The organism is Bartonella sp. CL435QHHD (assembly GCF_042195095.1).
GTDB lineage: Bacteria > Pseudomonadota > Alphaproteobacteria > Rhizobiales > Rhizobiaceae > Bartonella.
Map to the genome: position 1 here is coordinate 24,045 of NZ_JBHINS010000027.1, position 25,778 is coordinate 49,822.

22 protein-coding genes, 1 tRNA gene and 2 pseudogenes are annotated in these 25,778 nt (G+C 35.2%); 14 read left to right on the top strand and 11 right to left on the bottom strand.

Going from position 1 to position 25,778, the window contains the following annotated elements:
- Window positions 1-6: 6 nt before the first annotated feature.
- Window positions 7-1,491: an Asp-tRNA(Asn)/Glu-tRNA(Gln) amidotransferase subunit GatA gene (gene gatA, locus ACFILH_RS01055; protein WP_375631121.1), complete on the top strand. Its 1,485-nt coding sequence runs from the start codon at window positions 7-9 to the stop codon at window positions 1,489-1,491.
- A 96-nt stretch (window positions 1,492-1,587) separates the two neighbouring features.
- On the opposite strand, the gene ACFILH_RS01060 is transcribed toward gatA, so the two are convergent.
- The 5 genes from ACFILH_RS01060 to ACFILH_RS01080 all read right to left on the bottom strand — a co-directional run bounded on the left by ACFILH_RS01060 (window position 1,588) and on the right by ACFILH_RS01080 (window position 6,446).
- Window positions 1,588-2,298, bottom strand: a complete 711-nt coding sequence (locus ACFILH_RS01060) for an ABC transporter ATP-binding protein (protein ID WP_273791026.1) — start codon at window positions 2,296-2,298, stop codon at window positions 1,588-1,590.
- A complete protein-coding gene (locus tag ACFILH_RS01065) occupies window positions 2,285-3,067 on the bottom strand; it encodes an ABC transporter ATP-binding protein (RefSeq protein ID WP_273791027.1) in 783 nt (260 codons plus the stop codon). The genes ACFILH_RS01060 and ACFILH_RS01065 overlap by 14 nt, the downstream gene beginning before the upstream one ends.
- Window positions 3,064-4,122 carry a branched-chain amino acid ABC transporter permease gene (locus ACFILH_RS01070; protein ID WP_375657787.1) on the bottom strand — a complete coding sequence of 353 codons (1,059 nt, stop codon included), beginning with the start codon at window positions 4,120-4,122 and terminating at the stop codon, window positions 3,064-3,066. The genes ACFILH_RS01065 and ACFILH_RS01070 overlap by 4 nt, the downstream gene beginning before the upstream one ends.
- The gene (locus ACFILH_RS01075) at window positions 4,122-5,198 is read right to left on the bottom strand and encodes a branched-chain amino acid ABC transporter permease (RefSeq protein ID WP_273791029.1); all 1,077 of its coding nucleotides are present in this window, start codon (window positions 5,196-5,198) and stop codon (window positions 4,122-4,124) included. The genes ACFILH_RS01070 and ACFILH_RS01075 overlap by 1 nt, the downstream gene beginning before the upstream one ends.
- A gap of 114 nt (window positions 5,199-5,312) precedes the next feature.
- Window positions 5,313-6,446 carry an ABC transporter substrate-binding protein gene (locus ACFILH_RS01080; RefSeq protein WP_273791030.1) on the bottom strand — a complete coding sequence of 378 codons (1,134 nt, stop codon included), beginning with the start codon at window positions 6,444-6,446 and terminating at the stop codon, window positions 5,313-5,315.
- A gap of 323 nt (window positions 6,447-6,769) precedes the next feature.
- On the opposite strand from ACFILH_RS01080, the gene ACFILH_RS01085 reads away from it, so the two are divergent.
- From ACFILH_RS01085 to ACFILH_RS01100, 4 genes are all read left to right on the top strand, one after another.
- Window positions 6,770-7,345: a cold-shock protein gene (locus tag ACFILH_RS01085; RefSeq protein WP_273791031.1), complete on the top strand. Its 576-nt coding sequence runs from the start codon at window positions 6,770-6,772 to the stop codon at window positions 7,343-7,345.
- Between the two features lie 251 nt (window positions 7,346-7,596).
- The gene (locus ACFILH_RS01090; RefSeq protein ID WP_273791032.1) at window positions 7,597-8,109 is read left to right on the top strand and encodes a DUF192 domain-containing protein; all 513 of its coding nucleotides are present in this window, start codon (window positions 7,597-7,599) and stop codon (window positions 8,107-8,109) included.
- On the top strand, window positions 8,106-8,879 hold the full coding sequence (locus ACFILH_RS01095; protein ID WP_273791033.1) for an alpha/beta fold hydrolase: 774 nt from the start codon (window positions 8,106-8,108) through the stop codon (window positions 8,877-8,879). Before ACFILH_RS01090 ends, ACFILH_RS01095 begins: the two co-directional genes overlap by 4 nt.
- Before the next feature lie 616 nt (window positions 8,880-9,495).
- Window positions 9,496-9,708: a DUF3126 family protein gene (locus ACFILH_RS01100; RefSeq protein ID WP_375643421.1), complete on the top strand. Its 213-nt coding sequence runs from the start codon at window positions 9,496-9,498 to the stop codon at window positions 9,706-9,708.
- Between the two features lie 44 nt (window positions 9,709-9,752).
- On the opposite strand, the gene radC is transcribed toward ACFILH_RS01100, so the two are convergent.
- The 3 genes from radC to sfsA are packed head-to-tail and all read right to left on the bottom strand — an operon-like array spanning window position 9,753 to window position 12,104.
- Window positions 9,753-10,547: a DNA repair protein RadC gene (radC, locus tag ACFILH_RS01105; RefSeq protein ID WP_273791035.1), complete on the bottom strand. Its 795-nt coding sequence runs from the start codon at window positions 10,545-10,547 to the stop codon at window positions 9,753-9,755.
- A gap of 17 nt (window positions 10,548-10,564) precedes the next feature.
- Window positions 10,565-11,395: a type I methionyl aminopeptidase gene (gene map / locus ACFILH_RS01110; protein ID WP_375643422.1), complete on the bottom strand. Its 831-nt coding sequence runs from the start codon at window positions 11,393-11,395 to the stop codon at window positions 10,565-10,567.
- Complete coding sequence (gene sfsA, locus ACFILH_RS01115; protein ID WP_375643423.1) at window positions 11,388-12,104, bottom strand: DNA/RNA nuclease SfsA; 717 nt, start codon at window positions 12,102-12,104, stop codon at window positions 11,388-11,390. The genes map and sfsA overlap by 8 nt, the downstream gene beginning before the upstream one ends.
- A gap of 278 nt (window positions 12,105-12,382) precedes the next feature.
- On the opposite strand from sfsA, the pseudogene ACFILH_RS01120 reads away from it, so the two are divergent.
- The 4 genes and pseudogenes from ACFILH_RS01120 (at window position 12,383) to ttcA (ending at window position 15,971) form a co-directional block, all read left to right on the top strand.
- A pseudogene (locus tag ACFILH_RS01120) lies at window positions 12,383-13,220 on the top strand (RNA methyltransferase).
- Window positions 13,213-14,040 carry a glutamate racemase gene (gene murI / locus ACFILH_RS01125; protein WP_273791039.1) on the top strand — a complete coding sequence of 276 codons (828 nt, stop codon included), beginning with the start codon at window positions 13,213-13,215 and terminating at the stop codon, window positions 14,038-14,040. The pseudogene ACFILH_RS01120 and the gene murI overlap by 8 nt, the downstream one beginning before the upstream one ends.
- 172 nt (window positions 14,041-14,212) lie before the next feature.
- Window positions 14,213-14,830 (top strand): 30S ribosomal protein S4, encoded by a 618-nt coding sequence (gene rpsD, locus ACFILH_RS01130; protein WP_273722651.1) that lies wholly within the window; start codon window positions 14,213-14,215, stop codon window positions 14,828-14,830.
- A gap of 265 nt (window positions 14,831-15,095) precedes the next feature.
- Window positions 15,096-15,971 carry a tRNA 2-thiocytidine(32) synthetase TtcA gene (gene ttcA, locus ACFILH_RS01135; protein WP_375667246.1) on the top strand — a complete coding sequence of 292 codons (876 nt, stop codon included), beginning with the start codon at window positions 15,096-15,098 and terminating at the stop codon, window positions 15,969-15,971.
- Window positions 15,972-16,503: 532 nt separating this feature from the next.
- On the opposite strand, the gene rimO is transcribed toward ttcA, so the two are convergent.
- Both rimO and lexA read right to left on the bottom strand, forming a co-directional pair.
- Window positions 16,504-17,817, bottom strand: coding sequence for a 30S ribosomal protein S12 methylthiotransferase RimO (rimO, locus tag ACFILH_RS01140; protein ID WP_375667247.1), 1,314 nt, complete (start codon window positions 17,815-17,817; stop codon window positions 16,504-16,506).
- A gap of 459 nt (window positions 17,818-18,276) precedes the next feature.
- On the bottom strand, window positions 18,277-18,981 hold the full coding sequence (lexA, locus tag ACFILH_RS01145) for a transcriptional repressor LexA (RefSeq protein WP_273791042.1): 705 nt from the start codon (window positions 18,979-18,981) through the stop codon (window positions 18,277-18,279).
- Between the two features lie 1,224 nt (window positions 18,982-20,205).
- On the opposite strand from lexA, the gene ACFILH_RS01150 reads away from it, so the two are divergent.
- Window positions 20,206-20,281 (top strand) — tRNA-Lys (locus tag ACFILH_RS01150).
- A 90-nt stretch (window positions 20,282-20,371) separates the two neighbouring features.
- Here the strand turns inward: ACFILH_RS01150 and ACFILH_RS01155 are convergent.
- Window positions 20,372-20,558, bottom strand: a pseudogene (locus tag ACFILH_RS01155) (hypothetical protein); the annotation flags it as partial.
- Window positions 20,559-20,835: 277 nt separating this feature from the next.
- Between ACFILH_RS01155 and ACFILH_RS01160 the strand changes: the two are divergent.
- From ACFILH_RS01160 to ACFILH_RS01175, 4 genes are all read left to right on the top strand, one after another.
- Window positions 20,836-21,735 (top strand): septal ring lytic transglycosylase RlpA family protein, encoded by a 900-nt coding sequence (locus ACFILH_RS01160; protein ID WP_375631127.1) that lies wholly within the window; start codon window positions 20,836-20,838, stop codon window positions 21,733-21,735.
- Between the two features lie 1,094 nt (window positions 21,736-22,829).
- Entirely contained in the window at window positions 22,830-23,993 is a 1,164-nt protein-coding gene (locus tag ACFILH_RS01165; RefSeq protein ID WP_375667248.1) for a D-alanyl-D-alanine carboxypeptidase family protein, read from the top strand.
- 28 nt (window positions 23,994-24,021) lie between these two features.
- On the top strand, window positions 24,022-24,666 hold the full coding sequence (gene tmk / locus ACFILH_RS01170; protein WP_273791046.1) for a dTMP kinase: 645 nt from the start codon (window positions 24,022-24,024) through the stop codon (window positions 24,664-24,666).
- Window positions 24,663-25,706 (top strand): DNA polymerase III subunit delta', encoded by a 1,044-nt coding sequence (locus ACFILH_RS01175; protein WP_375663058.1) that lies wholly within the window; start codon window positions 24,663-24,665, stop codon window positions 25,704-25,706. Before tmk ends, ACFILH_RS01175 begins: the two co-directional genes overlap by 4 nt.
- The last annotated feature ends 72 nt before the right edge of the window (window positions 25,707-25,778 follow it).

Here is a 25,778-nt window from a genome sequence, read left to right on the forward strand (position 1 = left end):
ACCAATATGACTGATTTAACAACCCTCACAATTGCGCAAGCTCGTGATGCTTTAACAAAGAAAAATCTCAAAGCAACAGAATTAACGGAAGCTTATTTACAAGCAATAGAATTAGCTAATCCAATTTTGAATGCTTATGTAACAATAACAGCAGAACAGGCAATGAAAATGGCTGCTGAATCAGACAGTCGCTTAGCGAAAGGGCAGGGAGGGCTTTTAGAAGGAATCCCCTTGGGGATTAAAGATCTTTTTGCAACCTATGGTGTTCATACTCAAGCCTGTTCACATATCCTTGATGGTTTTAAACCGCACTATGAATCAACTGTCACAGCTAATTTATGGCAAGACGGTGCTGTGATGTTAGGAAAACTTAATATGGATGAGTTTGCTATGGGCTCATCCAACGAAACATCATATTATGGCCCCGTTATTAGTCCATGGAGAAAAAAAGGCTCGAATGAAAAACTCGTACCCGGTGGTTCATCGGGAGGATCTTCTGCCGCTGTTGCTGCACAAATTTGTGCTGGGGCAACAGCAACAGATACAGGTGGCTCAATACGTCAACCAGCAGCTTTTACTGGAACTGTAGGAATAAAGCCAACTTATGGACGTTGTTCGCGATGGGGCGTTGTCGCGTTTGCTTCATCTCTTGATCAAGCTGGACCTGTTGCCAGAGATGTTCGTGATTGTGCTATCTTACTCAGATCAATGGCCTCTTTTGATGAAAAAGATTCTACTTCCGTCAATTTACCAGTTCCTGATTATGAAAGTTATCTTGGTCAATCAATCAAAGGAATGAAAATAGGTATTCCAAAAGAATATCATGTGGATGGAATGTCTCCAGAAATTATTGAGCTTTGGCAAAAAGGAATAAATTGGTTAAAAGAAGCAGGTGCTGAGATTAAGGATATTTCTTTGCCTCATACAAAATATGCTCTACCTTCTTATTACATTATAGCTCCTGCAGAAGCTTCTTCTAATTTAGCGCGTTATGATGGTGTGCGTTTTGGTTTGCGCATGCCTGGAAAAGACATCATTGAGATGTATGAAAATACACGTTCTGTTGGTTTTGGTAATGAAGTTAAGCGGCGTATTTTGGTTGGGACTTATGTCCTTTCATCTGGTTATTATGATGCCTGTTATCTAAGAGCTCAAAAAGTAAGAACACTCGTAAAACGTGATTTTGATCAATGTTTTGCTTCGGGCATTGATGCTATTTTGACACCAGCAACACCAACACCTGCTTTTGGTATTGCTGATGAAAAAATAAAAACTGATGCTGTAGCAATGTATCTTAATGATATTTTTACGGTACCAGTCAATATGGCTGGTTTACCAGGAATTTCTGTTCCTGCTGGTCTGTCATCAAATGGTTTACCTCTAGGATTGCAATTGATTGGTAAACCTTTTTCTGAAGAAGTCATTTTTCAGATAGCGCATATTATTGAACAAGAAGCAGGAATATTCAGTGCAGAAAAATGGTGGATGTAATAGTCAAAATTCACAAAGGAGCATTTCTCATCCTTAATGAGAAATGCTTTTTTAGAAGGTGGAGGGAATGAGCTCTATTTCCTTAATTCGTAGTCTTTATCCACCAAGATAGGCTTCTTTAACACGCGAATCAGAGAGCATAGTTTTTCCTTCACCGTGAAATAAAATATGTCCTACCTCTAAAATATAAGCATAGTCAGCTATGGAAAGTGCCGCAAATGCATTTTGTTCAATAAGAAGAACAGTTTTTCCCATATCATTAATTTTTCGAATAATAGAAAAAATTTCTCGAACGAGAAGTGGCGCTAACCCCAACGAGGGTTCATCTAATATGACCATATCAGGATTGCTCATGAGTGCACGGCCCACAGCAACCATCTGTTGTTCACCACCTGACATTGTTCCTCCCAACTGTTTTGCTCTTTCACGTAGGCGCGGAAAAAGGTCAAATATCCATTCAATATCACGGGAAATTCCCTGCTTATCGTGACGAATATAAGCACCTAGATGAAGATTCTCTAAAACAGTGAGATGGGGCATGATACGTCGTCCTTCAGGACTTAGAGCAATCCCTAATCGCAAAATCTCTTCTGGTGATTTTTTAATAATAGATTTGCCATTATAGGTAATTTCTCCATAAACAGAGCGATTAAGTCCTGTAATAGAACGTACAATACTGCTTTTTCCTGCACCATTGGCTCCAATTAAAGTGACAATACTGCCCCGCTTTATGGACATAGAAAGATTTTGGACAGCTTTAATGGCGCCATAATGAACGTAAAGATTTTTTATTTTAAGAATATCCATAAACATCTCCGCCAAGATAAGCTTCAATAACTTTAGGGTTATTACGAATTTCATCTGGTGTACCATTGGCAATGCAACAGCCATATTCCATAACCAAAATATGTTGGCAAAGCCCCATAACCACTTTCATATCGTGCTCAATAAGAAGAATTGTAAGATCAAAGTCTTTTTGCACTTTTGCGATGAATTTTCTAAGATCTTCACTTTCTTGTGGATTCATGCCAGCAACAGGTTCATCAAGAAGAAGCAATTTGGGCTTTGTGGCTAACGCGCGTGCAATTTCTAGACGTCGTTGCACACCATAAGGTAAAGCTGTTGCCGATTGATTGGCAAGGTGATCAAGTTGTAGCTGTTCAAGGAGCTCCAAGGAATTTTTATAAACTTCCTTCTTTTCTTTCATTGCTTTTGAAAAAAATAGAGCTGAAGAAAACCAAGGATATTTTTGTCGAACATGCGCTCCTACCATAACATTCTGCAAAACCGTTAACCCTGAAAAAAGACGAATATTTTGAAATGTTCTGGCAATATGGCTTCTACAGATAATATAAGGAGACGCTCCAGAAATTTTTTTCTCATCAAAAAGAATGATGCCGCTTGTAGGAGCATAAAATCCAGAAATCATATTGAAAACTGTTGTTTTTCCAGCACCATTGGGACCAATTAACCCAGTAATACTTCCTCGTTTAATTGCCATATTAACATTATTTACAGCAACTAATCCGCCAAAACGCATTACAATATTATTGAGTGAAAGGATGTTGTCGTTCATAGCTTTCCCTCAGTATTAGAAAGCTTTTTGCGTGTCAAAAAGCTATAAATTCCATTCCATGAGAATTCTCGTTGTCCCATTAACCCTTTTCTCCAAAACAAGATAATTACCAGCAATAAAAGAGAAAAAACAACCATACGAAGTCCTGGGGTTTCTGGAATATGTATAAAACCTAAGTCAAATGGACTTTCAATAATACGAAGCCATTCAAGCATTACTGTAATAATAATGCTGCCAATAATGCTCCCTGTAATTGAACCGAGACCACCAGCAACAACAATCATCAAAATATTAAAAGTCAAAAGAAAATTAAACATTTTTGGATCAATGGTTGAAATAAGAGCCGCCATTAATGCGCCACCTATACCTGCAAAAAACGCTCCAACAGTAAAAGAAAAACTACGGTAGAAAAAAGCGTTAATTCCCATAGTTTTCGCAGCTATTTCATCATCACGGATAGCACGTAATACGTTACCAGTATTGCTTTGCAGTAAGAGGACAATAAAGAGAACAGTAAATGCTAGCCAACCGTAGTTCCACCATAATGTTGCATTTTGAGGTATTCCTTTGATTCCCAAAGAGCCATTTGTGAGCGATGTTGCGTTCGTAATGACAATGCGAATAATTTCTGCAAAACCTAATGTTGCAATTCCAAGATAATCACCACCAAGACGCAATATTGGTAAAGCAATTAATAAACCTACAACTGCAGCACACAAACCACTTATAACAACAGCTATAAAAAAAGGTAACTGTAAATGGTATAATGGTTCAGCAATAGGATCAAGAATCCACATCATTTCTTTTTGTTCAGGGGAAAGAAGTAAAATTGCGCAAACATAAGCACCAATAGCCATAAATCCAGCATGTCCAAGAGAAAACATACCTGTGAAACCGTAAATCAAATTAAGCGAAATTGCCAATATCGCATTAATAGCAATCAGATTTATGATACGAAGCGTATAGTCATTAAAATGGCTATCAGCATAAAATAAAAAACCTATAAAAACGAAAATACTTATACACGATAAAACAGTTGTCGCTGACTTCGCCATTAGATTTTCTCCTGACTTCTTTTACCCATTAATCCTGTGGGCAATATCAATAAAATCAGAATCAATAAAATGAAAGCGAAGGCATCTCGATATCCAGATAGCGCGGGAAAAAATGCGATAATCATAATTTCAATAAACCCTAATAACAATCCTCCCAACATTGCACCTGGTATCGAACCAATACCTCCGATAACAGCAGCGATAAATGCTTTGAGACCAGGAAGAACACCCATATAAGGCTGAATTTGAGGATAACGTAAAGACCACATAATGCCTGCTATGGCGGCAAGAGCTGAGCCTATTCCAAATGTAAACGCAATAACTTTATTGACAGATACACCCATCAAACGTGTTGTTTCAATATCATGGGAGATTGCGCGCATAGCAAGACCCGGTTTTGTTTTATGGATAATCCATAATAGTAATAAAATAAGAATTAATGACACAAAGGGAACGATCAAAGACATGGGAGCAATTCTGATGATACCATCTGCTCCTGATCCTAGATGCCATAAAAATGGTGTTACAAGAAAATCTGGCTGTTGTACACCTTTCGGAACACCACTAAAGAGTACAGTAGCAAGATTTTCAATAAAAAAAGAAACACCGATTGCACCGATAAGTGCCGAAATGCGCGGAGCATGGCGTAGAGGTTTATAAGCAAATTGATCAACAGCAACACCCACAGCACTTGTAATAAAAATGGAAAAACAAAGAGCTAAAACCCAAATCGGTGTAAAATCTTGTGGGGAAATTTTAAAATAATAAACAAATCCTAGCGCAAGAATTAAAAAAGTAGCAATCCAATAAATTGGAGGACGCCTTTTAAAGCCTATAAAGACCGAATAATAAACAAGAGCAGCAAGGAACAAAAGAAGAAAAGCTGCCCAAGCAGGCATAAAGCCAATTGTGGAAAAGAAAACAAAATATGCTCCCAGCATAAAGATATCACCGTGAGCAAAATTAATGAGTCTCAGTATACCGTAGACCATGGTGTAGCCAATAGCAATAAGCCCATAAAGAGATCCCAATGCCAGTGCATTAAAAAAGTACTGGATGAACATTTCAGTGCTCATCTCTCATCCTTCCACATTTGTTAATTTACATAGGACAATAAGAAATTTCTAAGTTTTTGGTTGAGAAAAAGATCCTCAACCAATTCTTGCATTTTAATAAGTACAACTTTTTAATTAAAAAGCAGGTTTAACTTCTTCTAAATAAACACGTTTTCCATCCTGTATTTTAATGATACCAATAGGAATTTTAGGATTATGATTTTCATCCATTGACATATCCCCAAAGGGGGTAGGAAAATCTTTTAATTGGCTAAGTGCGATAGTAATTTTTTCACGATCAGTGCTACCAGCATTTTCAATAGCCTTCATGAACATCATATAACTCGTGTATCCCAAAACAGAATTGATATTTGGTTCTTTGTCAGGGTAAGCTTTTTTCCATTCTTTTGTGAATTCTTGCGCAGCTACTGACATATTTGGCATATCCTCACTATAGGGAAGTGTCGTATGTAAGAAACCTTCTGCAGCTTTTCCTGCAATCGTAATGGTTTCTGGATTATCCATAGCATCTCCACCCATAATTTGAAACTTAGCCCCTAATTCTCGTGCTTGTTTCATGATGATAGCACCTTCAGAAAAGTAAGATGGAATGAATAAGATATCAGGTTTCTGGGCGATAATTTGCGTGAGAACAGCTGAAAAGTCCTGATCTCCAGAATTATAATTTAAATTTGAGATAACTTCACCACCTAATTTTTTGAAAGCACGCGTAAAATAACTTGCAAGACCAATAGCATAATCGCTTGAAATATCTTTAAGGATAGCAGCCTTTTTTGCATGTAAAGTTTGGCTTACATAAGTTGCGATTCCTACTCCTTGATAGGAATCAATAAAGCAAGCACGAAAGTAATATTTTTTACCCTGTGTAACAAGGGGACTTGTTGAGGACGTTGCAATGGTTGGAGTCTTTGCCTTTTCAGATATTTCACCACCTGCTAACGAGAGCGAAGAACCATAGCTACCAATGATTCCACTCACTTTTTCACTTGCTGTTAAACGCATGACAGCATTAGCCGCTTCTACTTTATCAGACTTATTATCAATAATAACAAGTTCTACTTTACGTCCTAAAATTTCTGGAACTTTTTTATGGGCTAATTCTATACCTCTAATTTCAAGCTGACCTCCAAATGCATTTTGACCACTTAATGGAAGATAAACACCAATCTTAATAGGTTCACTCGCATAAACATTTGCTGTAAATGCCATAAATGCTGCGATTATCGTAAGGATTTTCTTCAATTGCATTGCGCATTTTCCTTAATTGAATTGTCGTTTTTTCACCTTATATTGAACTTCTTCATCATGCAAGTTACACATTAATCAAAATATCATTATGTAAAAAAACTTTTATATGACCTCTTTTGTAGGGCACTTCTTGTAAGGTATGTAAAGTGTACAATCAAATAGTTTTATAAATATTCATGTTGATATTCTCTGACATTAACATAGAAGATACGACAATGTGGGGAAATCTTATCTTGGGGCTTGCGTGTTGATACAAGAGCAATGTTTACTTAAACCTAGAGAATCAATATCGTACAATTTATAAGCTACAGGATCACGTTATTATGACGAGTAAGGATGCATTAAAGGATTGTTCCCCATCTGAGGATAGTATAGGTGCTTGTGGGGAGATTATCGAAATCAGTGGTGTCATTAAGTGGTTTGATGGTAGTAAGGGGTATGGATTTATTGTACCTGATTTACCTCATTTCCCCGATATATTATTGCATGTTACAGTAATGCGAAGGGATGGTTTTCAAACAGCTTTGGAGGGAGCTAAAGTCATTTGTGCTGTGGAAAAAACTGAACGAGGATTAAAGTGCGTTCAGGTGAAATCCATAGATTGTTCTTCAGCAATTCATCCATCAGAAGTTCCAGCCCGTACCCATGTTGTTGTTACTCCAGAAAGTGGACTAGAACGAGCAATTGTTAAATGGTTTAATCGTGACAAAGGATACGGTTTTCTTAGCCGTGGGCAAGGAACGGAAGATATTTTTATTCATATGGAAACATTGCGCCGTTTTGGTTTAGCAGAGCTTCGTTCCGGTCAAGTTGTTCTTGTACGTTTTGGTAAAGGAGAAAAAGGTTTAATGACAGCAGAGATTTATCCGGATATAGGCATTCCTTTAGCTACGCATTAAATTTCACGAGTGAAATCAGTATGTTTTCTGTATTTTTAAAGGTGATTGTTTCATAAATTGCTATAGAAGTAGATTTTTAAAGAAAATATAGCTCTCGTGAATCTATAAACCAAATGAAGGAAATTGTGCATATTACGTTGAAAGAAACTAGAAAATAACAAGGAAGCAATTCTCTTGTTTTTTGACTTTTAAACTCTGGTACTTTTTATTTTATAAACAAAATTTAAAATTTTTCTGTGGTGGAGACAAGAATGTTAAAGCCTTTTAAAAAGGGGCATATTGTTTTATTGGTGATGCTTTTTATGCTAGATATGCGTGTTGTTGTAGCAAAGGAGCCCATAGAGATTCCTGTGCATCCGATTCCTTTAGAAATACATACAAAGCAAGGTCCGGTTTTTTATAAGGTAGAGATTGCTTTTACGCCATCTCAAGCAGCAGCTGGTTTAATGTATCGAACTGATTTTCCACGCGATCGTGCAATGCTCTTTAAGCAGCTAAAAAGTTCTCAATCGGGAGATGAGCAGAAAATTTTTATGTGGATGGCAAATACCCCTTTACCTTTAGATATGATTTTTTTAAACTCTGAGGGAATTATTGTATCGATTGTTGAAAATACTTCTCCATTTTCAACAAAGACCATTTCATCAGAAGTTCCTGCAGCTTTTGCACTTGAGATTAACGCTGGTGAAATTTCTGAAAAAAAGATACAAAAAGGGCAACGTGTTATTCATCCTGTGCTTTGTGGAAAGTGCAATAAAAAATGACCGCTGAAGATATTCGTTTTTTTGAATATAATGGTTTGCGATTTGCTTATCGAGAAGAAGGGCAGGGCGCGCCTATTTTGTTGATCCATGGTTTTGGATCTTCTGCACGGGTGAATTGGTATGCAACGGGTTGGTTTCGTATTCTCACTGAAGCAGGATATCGTGTTATTGCTCTTGATAATCGCGGTCACGGAGATTCAGTTAAAAGTTATGATCCTGTCTTTTATACACCTCAAGCTATGGCTGGCGACGCTGTAAAGTTACTACAGCATTTAGAGTTATCTAAAGCTCATGTTATGGGATATTCTATGGGGGCTCGTATTAGTGCTTTTATGGCTCTTTTGCATCCAACATATGTACACAGTGTTATTTTTGGTGGTTTAGGTATTGGTATGGTGACGGGAGCAGGAAATTGGGAGCCCGTTGCTGAGGCCCTTTTAGCAGAAGATATTTCCACCATTACCAATGCACGCGGTTTAATGTTCCGTAAATTTGCAGATCAAACGAAAAGCGATAGACGTGCTCTTGCTGCTTGTATCATTACATCAAAACAGGAGTTAACGGCGTCTGAAGTTTACAAAATCAAACAACCAGCACTTGTTGCTGTTGGTTCATTAGATGAAATTGGCGGTGCTGCAGAGCCATTGGCAGCCTTGTTGCCTTGTGGTGAAGCTATATCAATTCCTGATCGAGATCATATGCTTGCTGTAGGCGATAAAGTTTATAAAAAAGGTGTTATCGATTTTCTTTCTCGTTATCCTATAAAATAAGAATTCTTCATAGCTTTTAGAATTTACAGAAATACCCAATATTTTTATCTCGTATAAATTAAAAAAGCTTATTTAAAAATCTTTCTTTTGTGACATAAGTTTTTATAAAGAATGAAAAGAAAAATAAACTCTTATTAGCTTATTTTGTATATTTTTCAGAGATGTAACTCTTCTAAGATTAGATAATTATACTTTAAAAGTTATTAAAAAGAATTATTTTTGAATGATGTAATAAATATTTTTTGCTAAAAAATGTAGTTTTAAATAAAAAAATATTGTTATTTATATTTTTTATAAAAGGAACAAAATTATAAATTATTGATCAATTTATTCTTACGAATATGCATTCTAAATACAGATGCTAAAATTGGAGATAAAGTAAAATTATTAAAAATATACAGTTTTTTTGCCATTTTTTAATCTATACGGGTATATTTAATAATGATAGACTCTTTTTGTAAACGTTCTTTATGAATTTATAAAGAACGTTGTAAATATATGTAACATTAAGTAAATATTCAGATTATGCTTTTTTACTGACTTTACAGAATCATAAGAGTGTCTTATTTGCGCGACACGCAATTATTTTAATCGTTTCAAAAAACAGGAGAGCATAGTGAATGCTGATGAAATAAAAAAACTTGATAATTATTTTAAAAATATATTCCAAAACTCAGCATTGCAAGTCAGAGCACGGCCTAAAAAGAGTGATTCTTGTGAGGTTTATATGGGAGATGAGTTTTTAGGCATTATCTATCGAGATGAAGATGAAGAAGAGCTCTCCTATAATTTCTCAATGGCTATATTAGATATTGATTTAGAAAATTGATTCGTTATTCATAGTTGAATGAAGTCTTTTTTATCCCATAAGATTTATATAAGTTTTAACGCTTTAAAGCTCGTATGGTTATTTCGTGCAATAATAAGATGGTCATGGATAATAATGCCTAATGCATTTGCTGCATCTTTTAATCTATATGTCATTGTTATATCTGCATCAGAGGGGGTCGAATCGCCAGAAGGGTGATTGTGGACTAAGATAAGTCCTGAGGCGGATAACTCTAAAGCGCGAGAAATAACTTCACGAGGATAAACAGGGGTATGATCAATGGTTCCAGTTTGTTGCACCTCATCAGCAAGCAAGCCGTTTTTCTTATCAAGAAACAAAATACGAAATTGTTCACGTGTTTCGTGAGCCATAACAGCTTTACAATAAGCTAAAACTTTATCCCATGATGAAAAAATATCGCGTTTAAACAATTGCGCACGAGCAAGACGTCCAGCAACATCTGAAATAATTTTTAAATCAATTGCAGTGGCGGGACCACATCCTGGAATTTCTTGAAGTCGGTGAATATCCGCTCCCAACACATCAGCTAATGAACCAAAACGCGCTATCAAATTTTTAGCTATGGGTTTTGTGTTTGCACGGGGTATTGTACGAAAAAGCAATAATTCAAGATACTCATAATCTTCAATTGCATTTCCTTTTGACTTTAAATAGCGCTTCCGAAGACGTTCACGATGTCCTTGATAATGTTTATGAAGCTGTGCGTTTTTCTGAGGCTCTTCACTTTTTCTTTCTGATACTGGGGTGAGTGGAGAACTCGATGTTAATGCAAAGTGATTACTTTGAGTACCTTCCTTTTGATTTAATTTTTTAGCCATAACATCTCTACGTTGCGTTAGGTATGCGAATTTGGAATATAAAAAATATTTTTAGGAGATTGCGTAAATATTTCATATCCTTCATTTGTCACACCAATTGTATGTTCATATTGTGCTGTCAGAGAACGGTCACGGGTAACAGCAGTCCAACCGTCAGATAAAATCTTAACTTGTGGTTTACCAAGGTTAATCATAGGCTCAATTGTAAACATCATACCTTGTTTTAATTCGACTCCTTCTCCAGGGTTTCCATAATGGAGGATATTGGGAGCATCATGAAAAAGCTGGCCGATACCATGTCCGCAAAAGTCTCTCACAATTGAACAGCGTTCGGATTCTGCATACTGTTGAATGGCTGCCCCGATATCACCTGTCGTTGCTCCAGGCTTAACGACAGCGATTCCTCTCATAAGACTTTCATAGGTTATTTTTAGCAAGCGTTCTGCTGCACGCCTAATTTTTCCAACAGGATACATTCGGCTTGAATCCCCATGCCAACCATCAAGGATAAAGGTTACATCAACATTTACAATATCACCTTCTTGCAAAGGTCTTTTATTGGGAATGCCATGGCAGACAACGTGATTGATAGATGTACAGCATGAATGGCTGTATCCATGATAATTTAGATCAGCAGGAAGTGCTCCTCGCTTAGCTCCAAAAACGAATACAAAATCATCAATTTCTTGCGTAGTAATGCCCGGCTTAATAATATCCGTAAGCGCATCAAGGCATTCTGCAGCAATACGACCAACTTCACGCATTTTAGCAAAAGCATAATCATCGAAAATGCGGATTTTTCCATTAAATTTTAAAGGGATTTTATTATATTCGATATACTCAGTCATTGTTTCTTCTATTTTCTATTTTTACTCTCTGAATCGGAAAAATGCCTTCTACACTTACATGACACTTTACAGCATAACATTCTACCCCTGATTTTAATGCTAAATCAAACTTACGTCCATAGAGTGGATCAAGATCATGACAAATTGTAAAAGCTGTGCAATCTTCTCGTTGAATAATATAAAGCATAGCAGCTCGTTTTCCTTGTTGTACAACTTCTATGAGCTCATCAAGGTGACGTGCACCACGTTTTGTTTCGCTATCAGGAAATTCTGCTAATCCTTTCTGACGAATAAAATGAACATTTTTGACTTCTAGGTAACAATCAGGAAGAATGTCATCTTGTAAAAGAAAGTCAATTCGTGATTGTGTCCCATAGCGTTGTTCTTTTAAAATTGTTTTATATCCACTTAATTCTGGTAGTAATCCGTTTTGAATTGCCTCTAACGCAAGCTTATTGGGTAAAGAAGTATTAATGCCAACCAAAGTATTATCGGCTTCAATAATTTCTAATTGATAGGCATATTTTCGTTTGATGTCGTTATGATAAGAAAGCCAAATATTGGAGTTGAAAGCTGTTAATCCAAGCATTGATCCTGTATTAGGTACAGACACGGTGAGGACATGCTGATCATCTTGTTGAACATCTGCAAGGAAACGTTTATAACGACGGATAAGCTTTGCAGGAAAAAGTTTGGGAATAAAGTGCATATCCCTTTTTAGGATTTATGATTTCATAATTCAACTGAGATTATGATTTGCAGGGGCTGTTTCCTATTAAAAGTAGATAAAATTGATGTAAAAAACGCTACGATATCGTTCACTTTAATGGCTTTTAAAATTTATTATTAGGTTTAGAAACTATTATCTTTGAATGAAAAGATAACATTGTCTATAATTTATTATTAAACAGCATTAGAGTATTGTGAAAAAGGTTTCGTAAAAAATAGTGGAGAGGGAGATAGTTTAAGTGAAACTAGGTAAGATTGATGGCAGGAACGAATAAGAATCGTGAAAATTTAACAAATGGTCCCATTATTATTTTAGTTGAACCGCAGCTTCCTGAAAACATTGGTATGGTCGCAAGGGCAATGGCAAATTTTGGGCTTTCTAAGCTTCGATTAGTCAATCCTCGAGAAATGTTTCCAAATGAAAAAGCTAGAGCTGCTGCAAGTAAAGCTGATCATGTCATTAACAATGCTGTGATTTTTAACACATTGCGTGATTCAATTGCAGATTTACACTATGTTTTTGCCACAACAGCACGTGAAAGATGTGGATTTAAAACTGTAAAAAGTGCTGTCGAAGCAGCAAGCGTATTACGTCAGCGTGAAAGTATCGGACATAAGACAGGTATTGTCTTTGGAAGAGAGAGATGGGGACTAGAAAATGATGAAATCAGCCTTGTTGATGAAATTATTACTTTTCCAGTTAATCCTGCTTTTGCGTCACTTAATATTGCGCAAGCGGTTCTTTTAATGTCTTACGAATGGATGAAAACTGGTTTAGAGAATGTCAGCGATACGGCATTTCGTGCCGCAGAGATGGAACCTGCAAATAAAACAATATTTCATGGTTTTTTATCTCAGTTAGAAGAGGCTTTGAATATCCGTGGGTATTTTAGACCCCCAGAACGCAAAGAAGTAATGATTGCAAATTTGCGCTCTGTTTTTACGCGCGCTAACTTTAGTGAACCTGAGGTTCGTTTATTGCGAGGCATTATATCTTCTTTGGATCATTTTTCGCCACAATATCCACGAGGGAGTAGAGCACCTGAAGAACGTGATCGTAAAAAAATTAAAAATAAGTGTGAAAACTAATGGATGAACGACCTGTTCTTTTTTTTGATAGCGGTATTGGTGGTTTAACAGTGTTTAGGGAAGCGCGTATTCTTATTCCTGAAATGCAATTTATCTATGTTGCTGATGATGCAGGATTTCCTTATGGAAATTGGAAAGAAAATATTTTGAAAGAGCGTATTTTGAAGATTTTTACAAATCTTTTAACACGCTACAATCCAGCTTTATGTGTGATTGCTTGCAACACTGTTTCTACACTGATGATAGCAGATTTACGACAGAATTTTCCTCATGTCCCTTTTGTAGGAACGGTTCCTGCAATTAAATCAGCTGCAGAACAAACAAAATCTGGTTTTATTTCCGTATTAGCGACTCCTGGAACAGTTAAACGTGCTTATACAAATGAATTAATTAACTCTTTTGCTGGACAGTGTCATGTTCAGCTTGTGGGAAGTAAAAAGCTGGCTGGACTTGCTGAAGATTATTTACGGGGAAAATCTATCGATTCAGAAGAGTTAAGAAAAGAAATCCTGCCATGTTTTGTGGAAAAAAATGGACAATATACGGATGTTATTGTTTTAGCCTGCACACATTATCCTTTTTTGATTAATTTCTTTCGTGAACATGCTTTATGGTCCGTTGAGTGGATTGATCCGGCGAAAGCGATCGCCAAACATATCAGATCTTTATTACCATTGTCGGGAGAAATACACCATCAATATATAAAGAAATATCAAGATTTTGCGTTGTTGACATCGAAAAATATCACTTCTTTAACGGAGAATTTGTTTAAAGGATTTGGCTTAAAACTCATGAAAGGAGTTGACTTTGGGTTACGAGACCAATAATGATGATCTAGCTATTTTTTCAAGAAAATAGCATTAATTGACGTGTCCCGTGGATAACTTTGCATATTGATATGTTAAGGTATTCTGTCAGTCTTTATAGTATTTAAAGGCAGAGGAGGGCGCGTTTCCTTGGGGTCTTAAGATCTCGTGTTTTATTTTATAAGGAAATGCGATGAGTAAACGCGAAACAACAAAGTATAAAATTGACCGTCGTATGGGAGAAAATATTTGGGGGCGTCCAAAATCTCCTGTCAATCGTCGTGATTATGGTCCAGGTCAGCATGGACAGCGTCGTAAAGGAAAACTTTCTGACTATGGGGTGCAGTTGCGCGCTAAACAGAAATTGAAAGGGTTTTATGGAGATATTTCAGAAAAACAATTTCATAAAACCTATGAAGAGGCAGCTCGTCGACGGGGCGATACTGGCGAAAATCTTATCGGTCTGTTAGAATCACGTTTGGATGCTGTTGTTTATCGTGCAAAATTCGTACCTACGATTTTTGCTTCTCGCCAATTTATCAATCACGGTCATGTTAATGTCAATGGGCGGCGCACAAACATTCAATCTTATCGTTGTAAACCAGGTGATGTTATTGAGGTTCGGGAAAAATCGAAACAACTTGTTTTAGTGTTAGAATCAGTGCAATTGGCAGAACGTGATGTCCCTGATTATATTGAAGCAGATCATAAACAGATGAAAGCAACCTTTACGCGTATTCCTGCTTTTGCAGATGTTCCTTATGCTGTGCAAATGGAACCTAATTTGGTTGTTGAATTTTATTCTCGATAATTTTTCTGTAAGAGAAATTGTTTCTCTCTTCTAGTATGATAACTTCAAAATATTGTGTTATTCTTACAATATTTGAAGTTAATAAGTTCTTTTTGTAAATGGTTCTATATTAAGTTTATTGCTATGTTTTATAGTCATAAATTTGTATAGTTCCATTTCTTTTTTGTGTATCTAATTTATAAATTCAAAAAACATAAATGTAAGCTTGCTTTAATATTTTTTTATCTTTGCAAAACGAGCTGTTTATTGTGCAGGATATGGTATTATGAATGATGTTCCAGTTGAATATCAAGTAATAGAAGAAAACGAAGGGAGAGATGATCCTTTAATAAGCGAAGCAGATAATTGTCATCCAATGTTTCGTGTTGCTCCTTCAAGCGTAAAATTTAATAAATTACGCAAACGACTTTTACGTCATATGCGACAAGCTTTGGATGATTTTTCTATGCTCTCTACAGGAGAAAAATGGCTTGTTGCTTTATCGGGTGGAAAAGACTCTTATGGTTTATTAGCGCTTCTTTTAGACTTAAAGTGGCGAGGTCTTTTATCCGTTGAAATTCTTGCCTGTAATCTTGATCAAGGGCAACCAGGATTCCCTAAGCATATTCTTCCAGACTTTTTAAGTTCTTATAAAATTCCATATCGTATTGAATATCAGGATACTTATTCCATTGTTACAGATAAATTGGCAGAGTCGCAGACATATTGTTCACTTTGTTCTCGATTACGACGTGGTAATCTCTATCGTATTGCACGTGAAGAGGGATGTTCTGCATTAGTTTTAGGTCATCATCGTGATGATGTTTTAGAAACATTTTTTATGAATTTGTTTCACGGTGGCCGATTAGCTGCCATGCCTGGAAAACTTAAAAATGATGAAGGAGATCTTTTTGTGTTACGTCCTCTTGTTTATGCTGCTGAGGAAGATATGGAAAAATTTTCTCAAGCAATGCAATTTCCGATTATTCCTTGTAATCTTTGCGGTAGTCAAGATGGTTTGCAACGTAATGCCATGAAAGAAATGCTGAAAAATATAGAAAGACAAATGCCAGGACGTAAAGATACGATGATTCGCGCTTTAACAAATGTACGCCCAAGTCATTTGCTTGATAAGAAATTCTTTGATTTTAAAACGTGTTAATAATAATTAGATATTTAAAAAAAATACGTTCAAAGAGTTTAAGATAAGATACTTATTTATAATGATAATTTATTGTTTTTTTAATTTAGATACGTCAGATTGTTTTGTTTCAAATTCTCTTATATTGCATCTATAAAAAACATCTGCCTGCATATCACAAAGGAAATTCTCGTGTGCATCAAACTCTCTTGAAAAAATTTTCCTTTCACTAACCAATGACTGTCGCAATATCAAAAATAGGAAAATAGTACGGTTGTTGATTTTCTCTTTTGTTAATTAAAAATGGTGAACCTTGTGGATTTTATTTTATTCTGTTGCGCCGCCGTCACCGTCATTTAAGGCATTAAATTAAGAGAATATATAACTGCTTGATATTTTGGGAGTGTATAGCAACACTCAGGGCAAGAATTGCTCGTAAATTCTCATGAAGTGAGTTACATAAGTGATCAAGTTCGATTGTGAGTAGCCGACCTTTTATAAACCAATGCTGATAGAAATCTTCATCATTGAGGACAGAGAAGGAGTTAAATTTTTAAACGGCTATACCATAAAGGTCATAGGCATCCGATTGTTCGATTTTAACGGTGACAAATTCACCAACACGCAGTGGGCGTCGTGATGATATATGGACAACACCATCTATTTCTGGCGCATCGTACTGACTACGTCCTTTGGCAACTTTTCCTTGACTTTCATCAATAAGAACTTGGAGTCTTTTTCCAATTTTTTTCTTTAAAAGATATGTAGAAATTTGTTGTTGTTTTGCCATAAAACGATGCCAGCGGTTTTCTTTCACCTCTTCAGGAATATTTTCTAATCCCAAATCATTTGCGGCAGCTCCTTTTACTTCTTCATATTTAAAGCACCCAGCGCGTTCAATTTTTGCTTCTTCTAGCCATTCTAGAAGTATATTAAAATCTTCATTCGTTTCACCAGGAAAACCAACAATAAATGTTGATCGCAAAGTAAGATCTGGACAGATTTTCCGCCATTTTTCAATTCTACGGTTTGTTTTTTCCATAAGTGCGGGACGCTTCATGTGACGCAAAACAGCCGGTGATGCATGCTGAAAAGGAATATCCAGATAAGGAAGAATTTTTTTTGCAGCCATAAGTTCGATAACTTCATCAACATGGGGATAAGGATAAACGTAATGCATACGTATCCAAATACCCATATCGCCTAGTTCGCGACAAAGATCAAAGAATTTCGTTTTGATTGTACGATCTTTCCAAGAATTTTCGAGATATTTAAGATCAACACCATAAGCACTCGTATCTTGTGAAATAACCAAAAGTTCTTTTACACCCGCTTGCACGAGTTTTTCAGCTTCACGAAGAACATCGCTGATGGGACGTGAAGTGAGATCACCACGCAGAGTAGGGATGATACAAAAACTACACTGGTTAGAGCATCCTTCAGAAATCTTTAAGTAGGCGTAATGGCGAGGTGTTAAACGAATACCTTGGGGAGGAACTAAATCAAGAAAAGGATCATGAACAGGAGGAATTGCTGTATGAACAGCTTCTATAACGCTTTCATAAGCTTGCGGTTTTGTAATAGCCAATACATTAGGATATGTTTGGCGAATAGCATCAGGATCAGCACCAAGACACCCTGTTACAATAACTTTTCCGTTTTTTTTAAGAGCTTCATCAATATTGGCTAATGATTCTCTCCTTGCCGAGTCAAGAAAACCACAGGTATTCACAATAACGACATCAGCTCCTTGATGTTGACGTGAAATCTCATACCCTTCAGAGCGAAGGCGTGTAATAATTCGCTCAGAATCTACGAGTGCTTTTGGGCATCCGAGGGAGACAAAACTAATACGAGGTGCTACCATGATGATCCTACAATTACTATGAATGATTCAGTTACGTTTTTATTAACTTAAAAATAATGTTCTTTATTTTTATACCTATGCAATACAGTCTGTTACAAAGTTATTTGATTTTTTTCTACAAAATTTTATGTGTTTTTATGCATGCATACAATTTTGTCTTATTATATCGTAAAATTCCATCATTGAGGACGAGGATATAAGGCTGCTTTCTTAAAAGCATTCAAGTTCTTTTCAAAGTACGTGGTGAATATTTTAAAGCTTACTTGCCAAGCCTTGCATAAGTGAAGAACATGGAGGGAAGGGAAAGTGAAATCCGCTCGATAAGGATCTGGATTGTTTATAAACCGAATTGGGGGCATCCTTTGGCTGTGGAGAAGAAGTCAATTGCGTGTGGCACAATAAAAAAATACTCAACAGCTTCTTATTGCGATATATATCGCGTACTATAAGGTTTATTTTTTAATATTTGCGAATAAGTCCGGTAAGTTTGCCTTGTATTTCTACACGCTCGGATTCGTATGTCCGTACTTCATAATGAGGATTTGCAGCTTCTAATGCAATAGAAGCTCCTTTGCGTCGATAACGTTTTAATGTTGCTTCTTTTTTATCAATAAACGCAACAATAATTTCACCTGTTATTGCTGTATTTTGACGTTTCACAATGATCGTATCTTTATCAAAGATACCAGCCTCCATCATAGAATCATCTTTAACTTCTAATGCGTAGTGCTCACCTGTATTAACCATATCGAGTGGAAGAGAAAGGCTGTTTATTTGCTGCAGTATAGCAGAGGCGGGTACGCTTGCAGAAATACGTCCCATAATAGGAATGGTGATATTTTTTTTTTCTTCTTCATCAAAGGGACTCAAGCTTTTTGATATTTCCCTTTTATTTCTTTCTATTATACTGGGAGAAATTTTACGTGCTAAAGAAAGGTTAAATGTTATTTTCTCAGGAAGTCGAATTACCTCCACAGCACGAGCACGATTGGGCAAACGACGTATAAAACCTCTTTGTTCTAAGGCTATAATGAGCTTATGAATACCAGACTTTGAAGAAAGTTCTAATGCATTTTTCATTTCTTCAAAAGAAGGAGGAACACCAGTTTCTTTTATATGGTTATGAATAAACAAGAGTAGCTCATACTGTTTACATGTTAGCATTCAATATTCCAATCAAAATAATAAAAATTAGTAAAGTAAAAATACATGTATATATAACATTTTTACAATTTTTATCGCCAAATCAAAATTATTTTCTTTGTTTTTGATCTTATATTTTAATAAAGCAATATGTTTATTTATAGATATATTTAAATTATTATTTATATACTATATAGCTACATTAATATTAAATAATGTATAAAATACTTTATAGTTCTGACTGAATTATCTAACACCAAATTTTATGACCAGTATTATCCTTTTCTTCTAAAAATATATCTACATGTTTTGTAATTTCTGATATAAAAAAGTTAAATAGAAGGCATTCTATATATTTAGAACTCTCTATGGGTATTTAAAATCATTTTACATACTGCATATTATTTCTGCTTTTTTATTCTTAGTAAAATTATCTACAGCTCTAATAGTGAACACAATTTATAGTCATTCGGGATATTTTCAATGAGACTAAATTTTTGCTTCATATCTACTTTATTCTATAGGATAAACTGGCTTTCGTTATATATTCATTATGCATAAATAAAATTATACTCTCAAAATGCCATTGTTGCTCATTGTTCCATTTTCAGGTCTCACGTGTCAACTGCTATATACTATTTTCATGAACCCTAATGTTACGATAAATTTTGATTATTGAAAGGAGGCATAAAAGGTATTTTCATTTCTTTTTTATAGTTTTATTCTCTCACTTATATTGGTCAAGAAAATGCTTTTTATTGTTTCAATATAAAAAAGATTTGAAATGAGATAAGCTTACAGTATTTGAGACTTATCACTCAAGTGAAAAAATGATAAATTATTATAAATCAATATATTATCTTATAAATCTGTATTTATATTTGAAAATTGAACACTAAGATATAAAGATATAAAAAATAATATTATAATAAAAGGTATTTTTTCTTCTCTACCCATTATGCTCAACAACCCATGTGAGGGGAAGGGGGTAATTTCTCATAATTTTAACGCTTCGAATCTATGCAATATTTTGCAGTGAAATTTTTCCTTTATTGAAACTTCAAAAATAAGATTAAAGAGTACTTATACAATGATGAAGTAAAGGGGTGAAAACGAAAAATTATTGATAATTGAAGAAAATAATAATATTTTTCTCCAAAAGGTGTTGACCAAATGGAAAGTCAACCGTATGTTCCCTTCACTTTCTACAAATTAGATAGTGTGCAAACTAGATAGCTTGTATGAGAGCGCGTAGCTCAGCTGGTAGAGCAACTGACTTTTAATCAGTAGGTCCAGGGTTCGAATCCCTGCGCGCTCACCAAATTTAAATTAATATCAATAGGCTATAAAAAATTTAAGAATCTTTCTTGTTTTTATTCTTTTTGAAGTTTTTTGTTGATTCTATAACCTGTCATTTTCTATCAGCTGTTTTGAAATAGAGCGATGCTATGCTGTCTCCTGTCCAACAAAAAAGAGCTTTAAGATTACGATAGGATTGTACCTGCGTTGGCAGCACATGTGGTTTCTAATTTTCTCAATCTATAGGTTGATTTTTTAATACCCACTGCATTACATGATTCGCAAAACAAGTTGCTAAAATCACCACTTATTCACACTTTATATTATGAAATGACTTTTCTATAAGATGTTGATTTATTTAATTTTTACTCTTTTTAACATCTACTATAGTACATTTATTTCTTATGAAGATCATAAAAAGGTTAACAATACGTTAATTTCTTGATAGAAGGGGCCAATTCAAGAGTGGTATATGCGCGAGGGGAATCATTTAAAAACGTAAATTCTTCCGTTGCGTACAAAAAGCGTGACGTGGTTTTTACAGTAGTACTTAACAGAAATAAGTGGACTGAATAGATGCCTTCAAATAGAAAAAAGAAATTTACTTTTATGATTAAACCAACACTTCAATTGTTTTCTATGATCGTCATTTCTCAGTCACTGGTATCTTGTTGCGCAAGCCAAACTATGAATTTTTCAATAAAAGATTCCTATCATAATAAACCAATTAACGTAAACACTTCTGTACTACCTCAACAAGTATCTAATAAGAAGAATCAATCGGAAGAAAAAAAGCGTGGACGAGCGATTGTTGGTAAACCTTATCAAATAAAAGGAAAGTGGTATTATCCTCAAAGTGATCCAACTTATAAACGTGTTGGCGAAGCATCATGGTATGGTTCAGATTTTCATGGACGTTTAACTGCCAACGGTGAAATTTATGACATGAATCTTTTGACTGCTGCTCATCCTACAATGCCTTTACCTAGCTATGCTCGTGTTACTAATTTGAAAAATGGATCTTCAATCGTTGTTAGAGTGAATGATCGCGGACCTTTTATGAAAGACAGAATCATTGATTTATCAAGGCAAGCTGCGACAATACTGGGGTATGTAGATAGGGGTGTTGCAGATGTTAAAGTAGAATATATTGCTGAAGCACCTGTTGGCTATTATGATGGTGCATATTTAATGTCCTCTTATACTCCTGGAAATGCTGCCCCATATTCATTAGCGTCGGAAAATATTGCGAAAAAAAGAGAAACTGTTTTGTTAAAAGAGCAGCGCAATACAGGAAACAAAAAAGAATTAGCTAAAGCAGCTGCTGTTGAACAAGAACAACGTAATAAAACTGTTGCAGTTAAATTGCCAGAAATTGGTCCTATCATGGTTGATAAGCCGATACCATTTGATCAAGTTGCTTCTATAAATAAGCTAAACAAAAAAACAAAGGTCAATTGGCTACAACTGTTTTAAGAAAAAATGCATTGATTTTTTATCTATATAATTTTCTAGTAAAAAAGGTAAGAACTTACGGATTTAGTGTAAGATTTTCATCTTAAAGCGCGTTGTCCTTTTCAAAAAGCGTGGTGGGGTGCTATTATTATAAATTCAGTACGGCCTTTCTACTCCATTGCTGGTCTATTCGTCGTTTTATGATATTGCTTGCTTAATAAAGCGCGTACTTTTCTTACTGTAATAGCTTTTGCTAGACGAAGGTAGATTATTGTATCAGTCTGTTTGTGTAATCTCCAAAACAACTGTACAATCGATTTGAGAGGAATAAAAAGCTTAACAAGTAAAAAAATATTTTCTTTTGATTCGGCCTTGCATCTTTCCAAAGTATCCACGGTAATATCTTATGAAGAGATTATATATTACCTCATGCTTTTGTTTATCATGTTCTTTAATGGAGTAAGTTCCCTCACGAAAAACAGAGCGTCTCAAACAAAATACGCTTACATTGCCAATTCACGGACTTATTTAAAAGAGACATACTTCAACACGCTACAGGTCTATTTTACGACAGCGCCTGTGAATGGCATAACTGTAACGCCTTTAGATATCACCATCTTCACACTTATGAAGATATAAACCGACACCGTCATACACTTTGCAAGCCCCAATGTTTTATGCGATAATTCTTAACACTTGAGAGGTTGATAAGAAGTATTTTTACTCTCTTTTTTAATAATTTTTATCTATATACGAACCCTACTTATGATGCGTAAGCAAGCGATTTTATTGAATTCAATATGAGAGGAAATATAACGAAAGAATCTTACAGTATTTTGAATCAGATCCACGTTAAAAGATTATAATTTATCATAATAAATCAATATACTATCAATATAAAACAACAAATAAAAAAAATTTTTTGTCTCTCATGCTTTAAAACATAAAATTGAATCTAGGTGGAAGATAAGAAGTGCATCATTTTACTTTTACTAACGCTGAATAAAAATAAAATCTTTTCTTGAGTCATCAATAATTCCTCAATTTGCGGAAATAAAAAAGTTTTTTCCTATATAAGATTCTTTATGTTGATCTTTGGGATGGGAGGAGCAGCTATGTACACAATATTAAGGATCTTATTGACCTTATGGGGGATATTGGTATTTGTCATGTGGGGGAAAGCAGAAGATTTTCAAATTTCTGCTTCACAATTGTTATTACTCGATGATGATACAGAGACAATACTTTATGAAAAACAAAGTGCTATTCCTTTTTTTCCTGCTTCATTAGTAAAATTGATGACAGCAGAAGTTGTATTTCATCAATTAAAAAAAGGATTATTAAAAAGTACGCAGAAATTTAAGGTCAGTGAAAATGCTTGGCGCAAGGGTGGAGCACCTTCCGGTACAACCACTATGTTTGCAAAGATAAAAACAGAAATCAGTGTTTCTGATCTGTTGCGTGGTTTAATTATTGTGAATGGAAATGATGCTGCTATTATTCTTGCTGAAGGAATATCGGGAGATGAAGCTCATTTCACAAAGTTGATGAATCAGCGCGCAAAAATAATCGGATTATCTCAGAGTCATTTTGTTAATGCAACAGGGTTACCCGAAGAGGGACAATTTGTAACTGTGCGTGATATGATTATATTAGCACGTCATATTGTTCAGGAATATCCGGACTATTATGCACTTTATTGTGAGCCTCATTTTACATGGAATAATATTTTTCAACGTAATAAAAATCCTCTTATTTCTAAGGAAATTGGTGTAGAAGGATTTGGTTTTGGCTACAGTGAAAAAGAAGGTTTTTCAATGGTTACCACCATTTCTAAAAATCATCGACGTCTTTTTTTAGCAATCAATGGTTTGCAAGATGGTAAAAAATATACAAAAGAAATAGAACGCATTCTTCAATGGGGAATGACGGCTTTTGATCTCAAAACGATTTTTACAAAAGAAGAAACGGTTGGTCGTGCTTCTGTTTATGGTGGTAAACAAAATTTTGTTCCACTCATTGTTAAAACACCAATAAGTTTTATGCTTTCGAATGAAAAAAAAGTAAATGTTAAAGCAAAAATTAAATATCATGGTCCATTGAAAGCTCCCATCGTTTCTGGGCAATCAGTTGGCGTTATTCAAATTTTAGAAGATAAAAAGGTTCTTCTGGAAAAACCAGTTTTTGCCGGAATGAATGTTCAGGAAGGAAGTTTCTTTGCAAAAGTAAAAAATGCATTCTATGAAATAACAATTGGATGGTTACGAAAATATTTGTAGTTACGCGCTAATAAGGTTAAGATCATACGTGTCAGGTTATTTTATTACATTTGAAGGAGGGGACGGGGTAGGGAAAACGGTGCAGATTTCTTTACTTGCTGAGTCTCTCTCACACCAAGGTTATGATGTTGTCACAACACGAGAACCAGGAGGAACACCAGGAGCAGAAGCAATCCGGCATATTTTGTTGTCGGGGCAGGCGCGACAGTATGGACCGTTGATTGAAGCTGTTTTGTTTACAGCTGCACGTGTCGACCATGTTACTGAGGTTATCGCACCTTCTTTGCAAAAAGGTAAAATCGTTTTATGTGACCGCTTTATTGATTCTACACGCGTTTATCAAGGACTCAATGATACCGTCAGTTCTTCTCTTCTTTCTGTTTTAGAGTGTATTGCGCTCAATGGTATTTTGCCTCATTTAACATTTTTATTAGATATGCCTGCAATGTGTGGTATGAAGCGTGCAAATTTGCGAAGAAAAAAAACAGAAGAAATTGATTATTTTGAAAAAGATCTGTTGGAAATTCAAGAACAAAGGCGTCAGGCTTTTCTTCAATTGGCCAAACAGGAACCCCATAGATTTCGAGTTATTGATGCCACTGGCTCAGTGGAAGCCATTGCTCATCAAATAAAAAATATTTGTCATCAGGTATTGTTGGATCAGCTTTCATGAGTAATGTAAATACCTTACGCCAATATGATGATATTGATACAATTTTATCACCATCCCAGAACAATGTTATCTTTGGTCATGAGGATGTGCGTCATTTTTTGACACAAATGCTTAAAGAAGAGCGTTTACATCATGCATTATTATTTGAAGGAGAATATGGGATTGGAAAGGCTACATTAGCCTTTCATCTTGCTTGGAACATTTTAAGTTTTCAACAGAGTGCTTTCTTGAAACCCGATCCTTATTCTACCCCATGGCGCCAAATTACACAAGGAAGTCACCCTGGTCTTTTGTATATTTCACGTCGATTTGATGTGAAAACGCAAAAGTTTAAAACAGGAATACTCGTTGATGATATCCGTGATATTATGCATTTTTTAAGCCGAACATCACAAGAAAATGGATGGCGTATAGTTATTGTTGATTCTGCAGATGATATGAATAGAAATGCATCAAATGCAATTCTTAAAATACTTGAAGAACCACCTACAAAAACGTTATTTGTTATTATCGCGCATTCTTCTGGCAAATTGCTTCCAACAATCCATTCACGGTGTCAAAAAATCTCTTTTCGTCCCTTGAATAACGATGAAATGAAAAAAGTTATTACACATATTTTCGCCAATCAGGATTTACCTGATGAGAAAACAATTGAAATGATTATTGAAAAATCTAAAGGAAGTCCTCGAAAAGCTGCTTTACTTGTTTGCCATGGCGGTTTTGAAATTATTAAAACAATTGATGCTCTCCTAGAGAAACCTGTTTGTAACGCAATGATTGTACATACTCTTGCACAAACATTTTCATCTGTTTCTTCTACATTCCAATTTCAACAATTTTGTGATGAAATTCTTAATAAAATTCAAAAAAAAGCTATCATGCTCGTTGAAAAGGGAGACTTATTTCTCTCAAAAAAATATGCGGAAAAATGGCGGGAGATTCATCAAGAAATAGAGGAAATACAACTGTTTAATCTCGATAAAAAGCAGTTTGTTATTAACTTGCTTTTTAAAGTTCATAAGATCATTCATGAGGATTAGTTTTTCCGTGACAATGCGATAAACAAACGTTATGTCATAATATCTTTTATTTATAGCGTTTTACAACGAGTA